Annotated in this window: 12 protein-coding genes; 9 read left to right on the forward strand and 3 right to left on the reverse strand. The window is 66.0% G+C overall.

Annotation, left to right across the window (positions count from 1 at the left end; genetic code table 11):
• Nucleotides 1-237 precede the first annotated feature (237 nt).
• From uvrB to ACK4UM_RS19690, 4 genes are all read left to right on the forward strand, one after another.
• Nucleotides 238-2907: an excinuclease ABC subunit UvrB gene (gene uvrB, locus ACK4UM_RS19675; protein WP_409802541.1), complete on the forward strand. Its 2670-nt coding sequence runs from the start codon at nt 238-240 to the stop codon at nt 2905-2907.
• Nucleotides 2908-3662: 755 nt separating this feature from the next.
• Nucleotides 3663-3986 carry a hypothetical protein gene (locus ACK4UM_RS19680; RefSeq protein ID WP_409802542.1) on the forward strand — a complete coding sequence of 108 codons (324 nt, stop codon included), beginning with the start codon at nt 3663-3665 and terminating at the stop codon, nt 3984-3986.
• Complete coding sequence (locus tag ACK4UM_RS19685) at nt 3973-5088, forward strand: hypothetical protein (RefSeq protein ID WP_409802543.1); 1116 nt, start codon at nt 3973-3975, stop codon at nt 5086-5088. The genes ACK4UM_RS19680 and ACK4UM_RS19685 overlap by 14 nt, the downstream gene beginning before the upstream one ends.
• A gap of 22 nt (nt 5089-5110) precedes the next feature.
• Nucleotides 5111-5752 (forward strand): hypothetical protein, encoded by a 642-nt coding sequence (locus ACK4UM_RS19690; RefSeq protein WP_409802544.1) that lies wholly within the window; start codon nt 5111-5113, stop codon nt 5750-5752.
• Between the two features lie 40 nt (nt 5753-5792).
• Here the strand turns inward: ACK4UM_RS19690 and ACK4UM_RS19695 are convergent, their stop codons facing one another.
• The gene (locus ACK4UM_RS19695; RefSeq protein WP_409802545.1) at nt 5793-6044 is read right to left on the reverse strand and encodes a multiprotein-bridging factor 1 family protein; all 252 of its coding nucleotides are present in this window, start codon (nt 6042-6044) and stop codon (nt 5793-5795) included.
• 241 nt (nt 6045-6285) lie between these two features.
• Here ACK4UM_RS19695 and ACK4UM_RS19700 point away from each other — a divergent pair, with 241 nt between their 5' ends.
• Both ACK4UM_RS19700 and ACK4UM_RS19705 read left to right on the forward strand, forming a co-directional pair.
• Complete coding sequence (locus ACK4UM_RS19700; RefSeq protein ID WP_409802546.1) at nt 6286-6588, forward strand: hypothetical protein; 303 nt, start codon at nt 6286-6288, stop codon at nt 6586-6588.
• Between the two features lie 459 nt (nt 6589-7047).
• A complete protein-coding gene (locus tag ACK4UM_RS19705) occupies nt 7048-8409 on the forward strand; it encodes an ABC1 kinase family protein (RefSeq protein ID WP_409802547.1) in 1362 nt (453 codons plus the stop codon).
• Nucleotides 8410-8803: 394 nt separating this feature from the next.
• Here ACK4UM_RS19705 and ACK4UM_RS19710 read toward each other — a convergent pair whose 3' ends face one another.
• Nucleotides 8804-9331 carry a universal stress protein gene (locus ACK4UM_RS19710; RefSeq protein WP_409802548.1) on the reverse strand — a complete coding sequence of 176 codons (528 nt, stop codon included), beginning with the start codon at nt 9329-9331 and terminating at the stop codon, nt 8804-8806.
• 212 nt (nt 9332-9543) lie between these two features.
• On the opposite strand from ACK4UM_RS19710, the gene ACK4UM_RS19715 reads away from it, so the two are divergent.
• The 3 genes from ACK4UM_RS19715 (at nt 9544) to ACK4UM_RS19725 (ending at nt 12325) form a co-directional block, all read left to right on the forward strand.
• Nucleotides 9544-10725 carry a hypothetical protein gene (locus tag ACK4UM_RS19715; protein ID WP_409802549.1) on the forward strand — a complete coding sequence of 394 codons (1182 nt, stop codon included), beginning with the start codon at nt 9544-9546 and terminating at the stop codon, nt 10723-10725.
• A gap of 141 nt (nt 10726-10866) precedes the next feature.
• The gene (gene hemB / locus ACK4UM_RS19720; RefSeq protein WP_409802550.1) at nt 10867-11928 is read left to right on the forward strand and encodes a porphobilinogen synthase; all 1062 of its coding nucleotides are present in this window, start codon (nt 10867-10869) and stop codon (nt 11926-11928) included.
• Between the two features lie 10 nt (nt 11929-11938).
• Entirely contained in the window at nt 11939-12325 is a 387-nt protein-coding gene (locus ACK4UM_RS19725) for a hypothetical protein (protein ID WP_409802551.1), read from the forward strand.
• 7 nt (nt 12326-12332) lie between these two features.
• On the opposite strand, the gene ACK4UM_RS19730 is transcribed toward ACK4UM_RS19725, so the two are convergent.
• Nucleotides 12333-15272, reverse strand: coding sequence for an FAD-binding and (Fe-S)-binding domain-containing protein (locus ACK4UM_RS19730; RefSeq protein WP_409802552.1), 2940 nt, complete (start codon nt 15270-15272; stop codon nt 12333-12335).
• Nucleotides 15273-15473: the final 201 nt, after the last annotated feature.

Raw genomic sequence — 15473 nt, forward strand, 5'->3', positions numbered from 1 at the left:
GGCCGCCGGGGGCGCCCCCCGCCCCGGCCCGCCGGATGGGGGTCGTGCAGGATGAGGCGTAACGGTGCCTCCTGCACGACCCCCACCCCCGACCCCTCCCCCAAGGGGGAGGGGAGATCGTCGAGCCTCTCGGAAAGCTCGAGGATCGCGCGGATGCGTCGGGCTCTCCTCGTCCTTCCCGCTGAGGCAAGGAGGCGCGCCCTTCCAACCGAACCCGGATCGGCCCATATTCCCCCCATGGCCAGATCTCCGCGCAACGCCCCCGAATCGACCGAAGCCCCCGCCCGCAAGGGCGCCAAGCCGAAGGCGCAGAAGCCCGAGCTGAAGCCGCTCGACCAGCACCTGGCGGAGCTTCTCAATCCCGCGCTCGCGAAGGACAAGACGTCCGGCTTCGGCGAGGCGCCGCAGGCGCGGCTCGAGGGGGAGGCCTACCGATCCGGCTTCACGGGCGAGATCGCGCCGCCCTCCGCGACGGAGAAGCCCAAGCGCACCCGCAAGGCCGCCCACACCCCGCCGCCGGGGGACTACATCCCCGGCGAGGCCGTCTCGGCGACCGTGCAGGCGCTCGAGAACCTGCTCACCTCCGGCAACCCGCTCTTCAAGGACGGCAAGCTGTGGACGCCGCACCGGCCGCCGCGGCCGGAAAAGTCCGAGGGCGGCATCCGCTTCGTGATGAAGTCGGATTTCGAGCCCGCCGGCGACCAACCCGCGGCGATCGAGGAGCTCGTCGCCGGGGTCCAGTCGCACGAGCGCGACCAGGTCCTGCTCGGCGTCACCGGCTCGGGCAAGACCTTCACCATGGCGCAGGTGATCGCCCGCACGCAGCGCCCGGCGCTGATTCTTGCCCCGAACAAGACGCTGGCCGCGCAGCTCTACGGCGAGTTCAAGTCCTTCTTCCCCGACAACGCGGTCGAGTACTTCGTCTCCTATTACGATTACTACCAGCCCGAGGCCTACGTTCCCCGCTCGGACACCTTCATCGAGAAGGAGAGCTCCATCAACGAGCAGATCGACCGCATGCGCCACTCGGCGACGCGCGCGCTGCTCGAGCGCGACGACGTCATCATCGTCGCCTCCGTCTCGTGCATCTACGGCATCGGCTCGGTCGAGACCTACACGGCCATGTCCTTCTCGCTCAAGGTGGGCGAGCGGATCGAGCAGCGCCAGCTGATCGCCGACCTCATCGCGCTGCAATACAAGCGCATCCAGTCCGATTTCACCCGCGGCACGTTTCGCGTGCGCGGGGACGTGATCGAGCTGTTTCCGGCGCACTTGGAGGATCGCGGCTGGCGGATCGGGTTGTTCGGCGACGAGATCGAATCGATCGTCGAATTCGATCCGCTCACCGGCACCAAGGTCTCCGAGCTCGAATTCGTCAAGATCTACGCCAATTCCCACTACGTCACGCCGCGGCCGACGCTGCAGCAGGCGATCAAGAGCATCAAGGAAGAGCTCAAGCAGCGCCTCGACGAGCTCTCGCGCATGGGCCGCCTGCTCGAGGCGCAGCGGCTCGACCAGCGCACCACCTTCGACATCGAGATGATCGAGGCGACGGGCTCCTGCAACGGCATCGAGAACTATTCGCGCTATCTCACCGGCCGCCGCCCCGGCGAGCCGCCGCCGACCTTGTTCGAATATCTGCCCGACAACGCGCTCGTCTTCACCGACGAGAGCCACGTCACCGTGCCGCAGATCGGCGGCATGTATCGCGGCGACTTCCGGCGCAAGGCGACGCTCGCCGAATACGGTTTTCGCCTGCCCTCCTGCATGGACAACCGCCCGCTGCGCTTCGAGGAATGGGATGCCATGCGCCCGCAATCGATCCACGTGTCGGCGACGCCGGGCTCGTGGGAGATGGAGCGCACCGGCGGCGTCTTCGTCGAGCAGGTCATCCGCCCGACCGGCCTCGTCGACCCCGTGGTCGAGGTGCGCCCGGCCAAGACCCAGGTCGACGACCTCTTGGGCGAGGTCCGCGCGGTCGCCGCCGCCGGATACCGCACGCTCGTCACCGTGCTGACGAAGCGGATGGCCGAGGACCTGACCGAATATCTGCACGAAAACAACGTCCGCGTCCGCTACATGCATTCGGACATCGACACGCTCGAGCGCATCGAGATCCTGCGCGACCTGCGGCTCGGCGCCTTCGACGTGCTCGTCGGCATCAACCTGCTGCGCGAGGGGCTCGACATCCCCGAATGCGCGCTCGTCGCCATTCTCGACGCCGACAAGGAGGGTTTTCTGCGCTCCGAGACGTCGCTCATCCAGACGATCGGCCGCGCGGCGCGCAACGTGGACGGGCGCTGCCTGCTCTATGCGGACCAGATCACCGGGTCCATGGAGCGCGCCATGGCCGAGACCGAGCGCCGCCGCGAGAAGCAGCTCGCCTACAACAAGGCGCACGGCATCACGCCCGAGAGCGTCAAGCGCGCGATCGGCGACATTCTGGAGAGCGTCTACGAGCGCGACCACGTCCGCGTCGACACCGGCCTCTCCGACGCCGCCCGCACGGTGGGCCACAACCTCAAGGCCGTCATGGCCGACCTCGAAAAGCGCATGCGCGCCGCCGCCGGCAACTTGGAATTCGAAGAAGCCGCCCGCCTGCGCGACGAATTGAAGAGGCTCCAGGCCACCGAGCTCCTGGTCGGCGACGACCCCATGGCGCGGCAGAGCGAGGTGGAGGGGTTCGCCGGGCGTTTCGGCGAAAACGAGGGCCGGGGAGGCCGCCCGCGCGGGGGGCGCGGGGGGGCGGGTGGCTCGCGGGTGGCGAAGCCGGTGCCGGGGGAGATGGGGCCGGGGACGGATCGCGAGGTGCCGCTGGGGGCGGGGGATTACGTGCGCCCGGCCGGGCGGTCGAGCGAGGGGCGGCCGGGGCAGCGGCCGCGGTATAAGGGGCGGAAGGGGAGGTGAGGGGGAGCGCGATGAGTTTCTCAGGCTATTGACATGAGTGTTTCTCACGCTAGAGAATAACCTCCGGTATAATAGCGCGAGAGATAGGTATGCCTGAGACGGGGCCAGTGGCTAGAATGGCAGAGGTGCTTGCGGGGCGCCTCTTTTCGGTTTTTAAGTGGACGAGCTTCGGTCCGATCAATCAGAATTGGAATTGCAAACGACCCGACGAACACGGGGTCAAAACTCATCCTACGGATCTCGTTTTCTATTATGATGAGCCTTACAGTTCAAAGCGCAGTTTCTTCCAATTTGACCTTAAGAGCTATGCAAAAGCATCAATCAAAGCTGGGGAAATACGGAATGCATTGCATAGTCTTGCGAACCAGGTTACCTGTGCAAACGTTAGTGAACGTTGGCAAGAGATGTATACAGATGGGGCGAGTAATTTCCAGGTCCATGGGGTCTTATTCGTATACAATCACGATGGGAACTATGATAGTAATTTTGCAGATCTACTAAAGAAAATCAAATTGGATGCAATCCAAATTCCAAAGAGCAGCCGACTGTACATCATTGGACCTGACGACGTATTTTGGCTTAATAACGTTGCATTGGACATAACTCTCATGCGTGGTAGCGGACGCTATCCGTCTGAGAGAAATTCAAGTTTCTATTACCCTTAACTGGTCAGGTTTGCCAATAGAAATCCCGATTTGAATCATCCTGCAACTATAGAGATGCTGACGGGGCCGTACATAATTCTTGAGAACAGAATGCCCGATACGGATCGACAGATGTACGTTTTGTATTTGCGGCACGAGAAAAGCGTTGAAGATTTTATTTATATTATAGACTTTATGCGCGGTAAGCAGATGATCAAAGCGAAGACCGAAATCTACATCCGTACTATGCATGAAAGCAATATTATCAACTTTGATCGAGCCAAAAGTCAGTACATTCGTGAGTTTTTCGAGGAGGATGAAGATGCTGAGTTTAAGGAACTTGTGAAGGCAATTAAGAGCGAGATGATGGTTGATATAAACACATCATTTTCAGTTATTCAGATTGGAATGGAGGCCCGGGATGCCAAAGTTTGAGCAAATGCACGCAACCGATAAGGATATCTACGATTTGTTGGTTTCATCTGAAAAGCGAATGACACAAAAGCAGATGCGGGAGATACCTTTGGGTCGTCGCATATTGGTTTCGCAGGAGGGGGATCGGGAAGACATCGCATCATACATTTCGTGCTTTAGTTTCGATCATGAAGGTATTGTAGATCTACTTGAGAGATGTGAGTCTGGTGCTGGGCGAGAGAAGACCGCCTCAGCAACCTTTCAAGCAGCAGTCAAAAGCGATGAGATGAAAGAAATCATCGTTAAATACGCGACTGCTCCAGGGCGCTCCGAGGTGTATGCATTCGCGACGAGCACCGACAAGCATATGATTCTGAATGTCAAGTATGATGAGTTTGATTATTCAAGAAACCGCTTATCTCAACGCCAGAAGCGAATTGCGAATCTTAGCTTCGAGTTTCGGCCGGATAGCGTTTCAGTCCGTTTTCCTTCCACACTCAAGGCGCGCCAAATCGTTGCGGATCTGAAGAATTTGTTAGAAAGCGAGAAAAAGGAGAAGATTTCGTATGATGAGATCAGCCTCGTCGATTTCACTGATCCAAAAGAACGAACTGAGTTTTTTCTGGAGCTAATATCGTCTATCCCAGATCATTCACTCGTTGGAGTTACCACTCTTCGCGTGTCTTCCGCGCAAGTTAATGATGTCGATGAAGAGGACGAAGCAGAAGAGAATGCAAGAGCGGAGATGTTATCCGTTGTTAAGGGGGTCTATCTACAAGGCACCAATCTGATGATTTCTGACGAGTATAGGAGACTTCGTGAGTCCGGATTCTTCATCACGTCGATTATTTGGGAAGCTACGCAAAATTCGACCCCCTACGAGCTTGTTAAGTTTGATGTAGGATTCGAAGATCCGAAGCAAGCAACCGGCTTCAGGTATTCTGTTCGTACTGCACCTCGTGGCGGAGACGGAAAGTATCGGTCAGTGGCGAAGACACCAAACGCGGTGCGTCAGTCGATATTATTTGATGCATTGGAGAGCACTGCACGAGAGATCCTAGCTAAGATGCGAAAAAAGGTCGATGCTGCTACGGGCGAGGAAACAGTCCATGAGACGAGCTAAATGGTATAAAGTCGAGTGGGGATTGTCTGCCTATGCCCTGGCGGAATGCCTGCTCAAATACGCTTACGCTGAATCGCGCCCCGATGGCTTTATCGTGGATGAAGCTCGACCAGATCGTGTCGAGGGTCGGTTTATCGAGCGGATCGAGATGGAAGATAGCTTCTTAAATTCTCACGGCGATGAGACGACGTTCACGCGCATAGAGTATAACGTCACGCGCTTTGTTGCGAGCTGGGCACCTCCGTGTTTACAAATGATAAATTCTCCTAGATGCGTAAAGAGATTCGTTGCCCGCCTTTCAGAGGCTTCACGATTTCAAGTTACTGTCATACCGATGTCGGTTGATGTCGGTTTATGGCTATCGGAACTGCAAAGCATTTATGTCGGTCAAATGTGTGTCGAGGACGTGACTGTTAGCTACTTTGATGAAAGAAAATTTAACGTCGTCGTCCGCATCCAGGGAAAATCAATCTCGGAAAAGGCCGTCAATGACATCGTGACGAGAAAAGCCTATTCCATAGATCGTATGACATTTCGGTTGAGTGGCGAGATTGACGGCAAAGTCACACTGAAGAGTTCGGCCGCGGCGACGATTACATCTAAGCACGAGCTTCAAATACAGAACCTGTTAGATCAGACAATTCACTTAGGGAAAGCATTGTAAATATGCCCACGTGAAATTAAATCACTACGTATATATCACCTCACCCAAACCGCACCCCCACCCCACCCCCATCCCCCTGATCGATAAACACCACCCCCGCCTCCTCCAGCGCCTTCCTCAACGCCGCCGCCGTCTGCTCGGTCCCCGCCAACGCCCCATGCCCCAGCTCCAGCCGCGCGATCGTCGGCACGGAGACGTTGGACGCGTCGGCCAGATCCTTTTGGCTCCAGCGGAGGAGGGCGCGGGCGGCGCGGACTTGGTCGGCGGTGAGGCGGGGAGGTTTGGCGGCCATTGTGATATCGAACCAATCTTTTGATATTTTTCATATTGACAAGGGCCAGTCGCCCGGCTGATATTAAATCTATCGATCACACCCGCAACGGATCCAACCCGTGTCCCCACAGGATTCGGAACACGAACCCGCGCGTCCTGCGCCTTGCCCCCTCGCCCCCCTCCTCGCCGAGGCGACCCTTCTCATCGCGCGGCGGCATGCGGCGGACGAGGCGGAGCGGGATGCGGTGGAGCTTTGGAAGATGAAGGCGGCGTCGCGGACGGTCGAGGAAGTATCCCAGACGTTGGAGCATGTGGCCGCGCGCGCCTCCGACTACCGGCCGAACTCCCCCGAGGGTGCCCTCTTCGCCCTGATCCTCGCCGCCGCGGAGGCCGAGACGCTCGCCACCTGCGACGATTGCGCCCGCGACCGCGTCCTGCGCCGCCTGCGCCGCCACCTCTACGGCCTGCGCGCCTGGCTCGAACGCGACGCCACCCTCCCGCCCGGCATCAGCGCCTATTGGATGCGCGCCGAGACCGACCCTCATGCGGCGTTGGCGGGGTAGGGGAGGGCTCTCCATCCCCTAGAGGTTTGGACCCCCCTTGCCGTCTTTCCGGGGCGCGAAGCGAGCCCGGAACCCAGATCCACCACGCTCGTTCGAGCGCGCATGCGCGCTCGTTACGCGATTCAGACCCGCCGATATGTCGAAGGACGCAGCCTACAGGCTGCTCATCCGACGTCGTGGGTCTGGGTTCCGGGCTCGCTTCGCGCCCCGGAATGACGGCGTCGAGGTTCTAGGAGAAAGATTCACGAGCTCTGCGGGAAACGCGCCCCGGCGTCAGGCGGCCGGCGGCACTCGATCGCCACATCCTGCACCACCCCCACCCCCGGCCCCTCCCCCAAGGGGGAGGGGAGACCGTCGCGCTTCATCGGCGCTGCGGCCTCGAAAGGGGCCGCCCTCTGGCATCCGCGCGCCCGCGCCTTATCTTCGGGTCTGGAAAAACCCGGACGAGGCCGCCGCTTCATGAGCACACGCGACGACGAGAGGAACCGGTTCGGGGCGCGCGCGGCGCGTTATGCGCGGGTGGGCGCCAATCTCGGCGGGGTGGCGGCGCGGATGGCTTCGGGGCGGGTGCTCGGGCGCGACGACACGACGAACGCGGCCGCGCTCGCGCAGGCGCTCGGCGGGCTCAAGGGCCCGATCATGAAGGTCGCCCAGCTGCTCGCCACCATCCCAGAGGCGGTGCCGCCGGAATACGCCGCCGAGTTGCAGAAGCTGCAATCGGAGGCGCCGCCGATGGGCGCGGCCTTCGTGCGCCGGCGCATGCAATCCGAGCTCGGCGCGGGCTGGCGCGCGCGCTTCGGCGACTTCGACCTCAATCCCGCCGCCGCCGCCTCGCTCGGGCAGGTGCACAAGGCGACGACGACGGACGGCCTCCCCGTCGCCTGCAAGCTCCAATATCCGGACATGCAATCGGCGGTGGAGGCGGACCTGCGCCAGCTCTCCTTCGTCTTCGCCCTGCATCGCCGCATGGACCCGGCGATCGACACGACCGAGATCGCCAAGGAGATCGGCGAGCGGGTGCGCGAGGAGCTCGATTACGAGCGCGAGGCCAAGCACGCGCGGCTCTACGCCCACGCCCTCGCCGGGGTGCCCGAGGTGCGCGTCCCCGACGTGCACGAGAGCCTCTCGACGCGCCGGCTGCTCACGCTGACCTGGCTCGAGGGCCGCAAGATCCTCGATTTCAAGGACGATCCGGTCGAGATCCGCAACCGGCTCGCCATCGCCATGTTCAAGGCCTGGTGGCACCCGTTCAACTCCGCCGCAATGATCCACGGCGATCCCCATCTCGGCAATTACACGGTGTTCTCCGAGGGCGGCGAGCCGGCGGGGATCAACCTGCTCGATTACGGCTGCATCCGCATCTTCCACCCGCGCTTCGTCGGCGGGGTCGTCGATCTCTATCACGGCCTTCGCGAGAACGACCGCGAGCGCACCGTCCACGCCTACGAGACCTGGGGCTTCAAGCGGCTCAACCGCGAGCTGATCGACATCCTCAACATCTGGGCGCGCTTCATCTACGGCCCGCTGCTCGAGGACCGGGTGCGCACCATCGCCGACGGCGTCAAGCCCGGCGAATACGGCCGCCGCCAGGCCTTCGAGGTGCACAAGGCGCTCAAGGAGAAGGGCCCGGTGACGGTGCCGCGCGAATTCGTCTTCATGGACCGCGCCGCCATCGGGCTCGGCGCCGTCTACCTGCACCTGCGCGCCGAGCTGAACTATCACCGGCTGTTCGAAGAGGAGATCGCCCAGTTCGATCTCGACCGCCTCGCGCAACGCCAGAGCGAAGCGCTCGCGGCGGCCGGGCTGCCGGCGATGGCGTGAGGGCGGGGGGCGACGCGTCGAATGGCGTCGCGCACGGGGCGCCGTCGCGCCACGTCCTGCACGACCCCCATCCGTCTCCGGTCGCTAGCGCGCCCGGAGCCACCTTCCCCCAAGGGGGAAGGACAAGAGGGCGCCTGTCGCTCGCGCGATCGCCGAGGTCGCGACGGCGCTGGTCGGCTCGATCCACGCCGACGAGGCGCTCCCTCGTCCTTCCCCCTTGGGGGAAGGTGGCCCGGCGGCGAAGCCGACGGGGCGGATGGGGGTCGTGCAGAAGGCACCCATCCCTTACATCCTGCACCACCCCCATCCGTCTCCGGTCGGCTGACGCCGCCCGGAGCCACCTTCCCCACAAGGGGGAAGGACAAGAGGGCGCTCCATCCTGCCCCCTCCAGCCTCACTTCACCACGAGGCAGGCGCAGCTCGCGTCGTGGAGGACTTTTTGGGAGACCGAGCCGAGGACGAGGCCGGAGAGGCGGCCGAGGCCGCGGGAGCCGATGACGATCAGATCCGCGCTCTCGGCGCGGGCGGTCTCGAGCACCGTCTCGGCGGCGCCGTCATCGGCGGTGACCGAATCGACCGCGCAGCCATAGGGCTCGAGCGTGCGGCGGGCGGCGGCGAGGAGGCCGGCCGCGATCGTCTCCAGCGTCTCGAGCGGCACGATCACGACGGGAATGGCGCCGCCCATCGCGGCGGAGGGCGCGATCGGGGGCGGGGTGGCGGCCTCGTCGAGCTGCGCCTTCACCTGCGGCAGGAAGCCGTGGCGCTCGGCGATGTCGTAGAGCTCGGCATAGCTCGCCGCGCGCAGGAGCGCATGGGCGAGGACGATGCGGGCGCCGTGCGCCTTCGCCTCCGCACCCGCGACCGCGAGCACCTTGTCCTGGTGGGCGGAGCCGTCGATGGCGACGACGATGGTCGAGAACATGCGCGCTTCCTCCTGTCGGGGCGGCCTTTTCGGGCGCGGCTCGTGCGCCGCTCGCCCGTCGAACGTCAATGCAGGGACGAGCGTGGCCGCGCAAGCCGTAAGGTTGCGGACGGCGAAGGCGGTTTCCTCCACGGCGATCCTGCTCTAGTTGGTGGCGTGAAGGCGCGCCCTCGGGTTAGGATCGCCGCTCACGCCGCAAACGGGTTCCCGCCATGACCTCGCTCCGGACGCCGATCGCCGGATGCCGCGCGCTCGCGCTCGCGCTCACCCTCGCCGCCCTCGCGCTCGCGGGGCTCGGGCCGACGACCGCGCGGGCGAGCGGCGAGCGCGCCCTCGTCCTGGCGAGCCGTCCGAGCGCGGACGAGGCGATCGGCGTCGCCGGGCTCTATACCTGGCTCGACGGCCTGCGCGTCGTGCGCGCGCGAAACGGCGCCTATGCCGTCGTCGCGGGCCCGCTGGCGTCGGGCGAGGCCGACGCGCTGCGCGCCCGGCTCGTCGCGGAGGGCGCGATCCCGCCGGACGCGTTCCTCGGCGATCCGGGGCGGCTGGCGGATGCGGTCTGGGCGCCCTCCGACCCCGGCGAGGCCGTCGCCTTCGTCGGCGAGCCGCTCGTCTGGGAGGTCGACGGGGTCGAGCTGCGCGTCGCCTATGCGGATGCGGACGACGAATTCGCGCCGCCCCTCGTGGAGGGCTTCGCGAACGGCACGCGGGTGTTCTCCGCGCTGCTCGAGGAGGCCGCCTTCTCGCGGCTCGTGCCGGTGCGCCTGCGCGCGCTCGCGCTGGATCCGCAGCGCCCGCGGGAGCGCCAGATCGTGGTGACGACCTTCAGCGGCGGGGCGCATTGCTGCGCGCAGGTGCGGATCTTCGCGCGGATCGGCCCGGGCGCGTTCGCCGAGATCGACGGCGGGATGCTCGACGGGGACGAGGGTTTCCTCTTCGAGGATCTCGACGGCGGCGGCACCGCCGAGCTGACGAGCGGCGACCAGTCCTTCCTCTACGCCTTCGGCCCCTACGTCACGTCCTTCATGCCGCTGCGCGTCGAGCGGCTCGTCGGCACCCGGCTCGTCGACCTGCGCGGGGATGCGAGCGTCCGCCACGCCTTCGTGCGCGACCGCGCGCGCTTGGAGCACGTCGCGGATCTCCATCCGGAGCTGTGGAACGAGAACGGCTTCCTCGCCGCCTGGGTGGCGACGATGGCGAATCTCGGCGCGTTCGACGAGGCTTGGGAGCGGATGCTGCGCTCCTACGACAGAACCTCGGATTGGCCCTTCGCGATCTGCGAGGGCGAGCGGGTCGACGGGCTGTGCCCGGAGGCGCTGGAGCGGCCGGCGCGCTTTCCCGAGGCGCTCGAGGAGCATCTGCGCGAGACGGGCTACCTGCCGGCGGGCCGCTGACGGGCCCGTCCGCCCGCGCGCGCTCATGCGGCATCCGGGCTTTCTCGCATTCTTCCGGCGCGATCCCATGTTAGACCTATCGTAAAGTACGCCGCGCGTGTCCCCCCGATCCCTCGCGCGCCGCGGCCGGAGACCGAGCGCATGTCGTCGAGCCCGACGCCCTTTCCCCGCCCGAATGCCCGCGACGCCGCGGCGCTCGAATACGCCGTCGAGGCCCGCCTCGATCTGCGCCACCGCCTGCGTCGGAACCGCAAGTCCGATTGGGCGCGCCGGCTCGTGCGCGAGAACACGCTGACCGTCGACGATCTGATCTGGCCGATCTTCCTCGTCGAGGGCCGCGCCCATCGCGAGCCGGTCGCGTCCATGCCGGGCGTGTTCCGCCTCTCGGTCGACGAGGCGGCGGCGGAGGCCGAGCGCGCGGCCGAGCTCGGCATTCCCGCGCTCGCGCTCTTCCCCTTCACCGATCCCGCCTTGCGCGACGCGCACGGCTCGGAGGCGCTCAACGAGGGCAATCTCGTCTGCCGCGCGACGAAGCTCATCAAGGAGCGCACGCCGCAGATCGGCATCGTGACGGACGTCGCGCTCGACCCCTATACGAGCCACGGCCACGACGGGCTGATGGAGGGCGAGCGCATCCTCAACGACGAGACGGTCGCGACCCTCGCCGCCCAGGCGCTGCTGCAGGCGCGGATGGGCGCGGACGTGATCGCGCCCTCCGACATGATGGACGGGCGCGTCGGCGCGATCCGGCTCGCGCTCGACGATGCGGGCTTCCACGACGTGCAGATCATGGCCTACGCGGCCAAATACGCCTCGGCCTTCTACGGCCCCTTCCGCGACGCGGTGGGCACCTCGAAGACGCTGGTGGGCGACAAGCGCACCTATCAGATGGACCCGGCGAACGCCCGCGAGGCGCTGCGCGAGGTCGCGCTCGATCTCGAAGAGGGCGCGGACATGGTGATGGTGAAGCCGGGCCTCGCCTATCTCGACATCTGCTGGCGTGTGAAGGACACCTTCGGGGTGCCGACCTTCGCCTATCAGGTGTCCGGCGAATATGCGATGATCGCGGCGGCGGCCGAGCGCGGCTGGATCGACGGCGAGCGGGCGATGACGGAGAGCCTCCTCGCATTCAAGAGGGCGGGCTGCGATGGCGTCCTCACCTATTTCGCGCCGCGTGTCGCCGAGGCGCTGCGGCGCGGCTGACGGGCTCGCCTTGTCGCGCACGCCTCGCATCGCAGCGCTGACGGCGCTCGTCCTCGCCGCGTCCGTGCTCGCCGCCTGCGGCGGGCGTCCGGACGCGGCCTTCGCGCGCCAGTGCCGGCTGACGCTCCCGGCGCTCAACTCGGAGGGCGCGGTGATCCGCGTGCTGCGCGAGACGCGCCCGCGCGCCGGCGAGGTGCGGATCGACTATCTCGTCCTCGACGGCGCCACCTCGCGCCAGCGTTGGGTCTCCTGCCGCTTCGCCGAGGTCCCGCGCGGCAGCCTCGAGATCGAGCGACTGGCGACCGAATCCGGCACGATCTCGGGCGCGTCGCTCTTCCTCATGAAGCGGTTCTGGCTCGAGACGCCGGAAGCCGCCGCCGCCGATCCGGCGGGGTGAGGCGGGCTCACGAGAGCCCCATCCGCCGCGCCATCAATTCCGCGACGTGCAGCGTCTCGCGCCCCGTATTCTGCTCGATCTGCTCGCGGCAGGAGAAGCCGTTGGCGAGGATGGTGGTGTCGACATCCGCCGCGCGCACCATCGGCAGGATCGCGCGCTCGCCGCAGGCCTGAGCGATGTGGGCGGTCTCCTTGGCGAAGCCGAAGGAGCCCGCCATGCCGCAGCATCCGGAAGGCGCGAGGGTCGAGTCGAGCCCCATCTTCTCGTGGAGCGACGTCTCGCCGGCGGGGTGCAGCACCGCGTGATGATGGCAATGGACCTGGACGAGCGCCCGCTCGCGGATCTGCGGCAGGTCGAAGCGCTCGGCATTGGCATTGACGAAATCGGGGAAGAAGATCGTCTGCGCCGAGAGTTTCTTCGCGCGCTCGTCGTGGGGGAAGAGGCTTACGAGCTCGTCCTTGAAGGCGGTCGTGCAGGCGGGCTCGAGGCCGATCACCGGCGTGCCGGCCTCGATCTCGGCGGCGAGCGCGGAGAGCGTGTCGCGCCACAGGCCGTTGGCGGTGGCGATCATGCCCTCGGCATAGAGCGCGCGGCCGCAGCAGAGCGGGCGGCGGGGGATCGCGACCTCGTAGCCCGCGCTCTCGAGCACGCGCGTCGCCGCGATGAGCGTGTTCGGCCGCAGCGTGTCGTTGAAGGTGTCGGGCCAGATCAGCACCCGCTCGGCCCCGCGCGGCGGGTCGCGACGGGCGCCGTGCCAGGCGCGGAAGGTCTGAGTCGCGAAGGCGGGGAGGTCGCGTTCCGGCGCGATGCCGCCGATGCGCTTCACGAGGCCCGACAGGCCCGGCATGCGGTTGACGAGATTGACGAGGCGGGGCATGCGCGCGCCGATCCGCGCCCAGACATGGATCAGCCCCATCGCATAGGCCGCCCGCGGGCGCAGCCGGCGCTTGTAGTAATGCGCGCGGAATTCCGCCTTGTAGGTCGCCATGTCGACATTGACCGGGCAATCGCTCTTGCACCCCTTGCAGGCGAGGCAGGTCGAGAGCGCCTCCTCGACGGCGTCGGCGCGGAAGCCGCCCTTCATGGCGCCGCCGTGGAGCATCTCGAAGAGGAGCCGCGCGCGACCGCGCGTGGTGTTCTTCTCCTCCCGCGTCGCCATGAAGCTCGGGCACATCACGCCGTCGTCCGAGCCGATCCGCCGGCACTTGCCGACCCCGACGCAGCGCTCGGCGGCGCCGACGAAGCCGCCGACGTCGGAATAATCGAAGAAGGTCGCGGGCTCCTTCGGCCGCCAGCTCGGGCCGAGCCGCAGGTTCGAGGTCGGCGGGAAGGCGTTCAGGATCTTGCCGGGGTTCATCACCCCGTGCGGATCGAAGATCGCCTTGAACTCGGCGAACATCGCGAGCATCTCGGGCGAATACATCTTCTCGAGCAGCGCCCCGCGCGCCTGCCCGTCGCCGTGCTCGCCCGAGAGCGAGCCGCCGTGGCGCACGACGAGATCGGCCGCCTCGTCGAGGAAGTCGCGCCAGCGCGCGATGCCCTCCTCGTCCTTGAGGTCGAACGAGACCCGGCAATGGACGAGCCCGTCCCCGAAATGGCCGTACATCGGCGTCTCGTAGCCGTATGCGTCGTAGAGCGCGCGCAACTCGCGCAGATAGGCGCCGAGCCGCTCGATCGGGACCGCCGTGTCCTCCCAGCCCTCCCAGGTCTCCGGGCGGTCGGGAACGTAGGCCGAGCCCGGCAGGCCCGCCTCGCGGACGGTCCAGATCGCCGCCTTCTCGTCGCGATCGGCGACGAGCTTGGCGTCGACGCGCTCGCGGCCGGAGAATGCCTCGCACAGCCGCCGCGCCTTGCCCGCGGCCTCCTCCTTGTCGGCGCCGCCGAATTCGACGATCAGCCAGGCCTCGCCGTCGGGGAAGAGCGGCAGCTTCTCCTCGTGGAGGTGCTTGGCCTGCATCGCCTCGACGAGGAACTCGTCCATGCCCTCGATCGCGATCGGCCCGTGCTCGCGCACCTCCGGCACGGCGTCGGCCGCCTCGAAGATGCTCGGGAAGGCGAGGACGCACAGGGCCCGCGCGGGCGGGCTCTCGACGAGGGCGAGGGTCGCGCCGAGGATCCCGACGCAGGTGCCTTCGGTTCCGACGAGGGCTTTCGCGATGTCGAAGCCGTGCTCGGGCAGGAGCCTGTCGAGATCGGCGAAACCCGAGACGCGCCGCGGCAGATCCGGATAGCCCTCGCGCAGCAGCCGCTCGTGCTTCTTCCGGAAGGCGTCGAGCGTATCGTAGAGGTCCGCCCGCGCCCCGCCCTCGGCGCGGATCGCGGCGAGGTCCTCGTCGGAGGTCTTGCCGACCGTGAGCCGCAACCCGTCCGGCGTCACGATGTCGAGCGCCACCACGTTGTCGGCCGTGCGCTTGGCCATGACCGAGTGGACGCCGCAGGAATTGTTGCCGATCATGCCTCCCAGCGTGTTGCTGACATGGGTCGCGGGATCGGGGCCGAAGGTGAGGCCGTGCTCCTCGGCTTGCTTGCGCAACACGTCGAGAATGCAGCCGGGCTCGACCTTCGCGAGGCGGGCCTCCGGGTCGATGGACAGGACGCGGTTGCAGTGCTTCGACCAGTCGACGATCACCGCGACGTTCGCCGTCTGCCCCGCGAGGCTCGTGCCGCCGCCGCGCGAGGTGATCGGCGCGCCGTGGCGGGCGGCGGTCGCGATGGCCTCGGCGCCGGCATCGGTCGAGCGCGGGATCACCACGCCGATCGGCACCTGGCGGTAGTTCGAGGCGTCGGTCGCATAGAGCGCGCGGTCGCCGTCCGAGAAGCGCACCTCGGCATCGAGCCGCGCGAGGTCCTCGCGCAGGGCGTCCACCCGATCGGCGGGAAAGTCCACCGCCTCGCTGCGGACCCGCCCCGAGGGGGCTTCTTCGGTGACGCGCACGAGCTTGTGCATGAACGCTGTCCTTTCCGCTGTTTATCCCTCCCCGTAGGGGAGGGTGGCCTCGGAGCGAAGCGAACGAGGTCGGGTGGGGCCCGACGTTTGCAGTAAAATCTCCACCCGGGCCCCACCCGGCCTTCCTCGGCTCCGCCTCGAAAGTCCACCCTCCCCTCCGGGGAGGGATGGGCGCTCGAATCCCTCCCCGTAGGGGTGGGT

Origin of the sequence: Salinarimonas sp., assembly GCF_046292825.1 — a bacterium.
Taxonomy (GTDB): Bacteria; Pseudomonadota; Alphaproteobacteria; order Rhizobiales; family Beijerinckiaceae; genus Salinarimonas.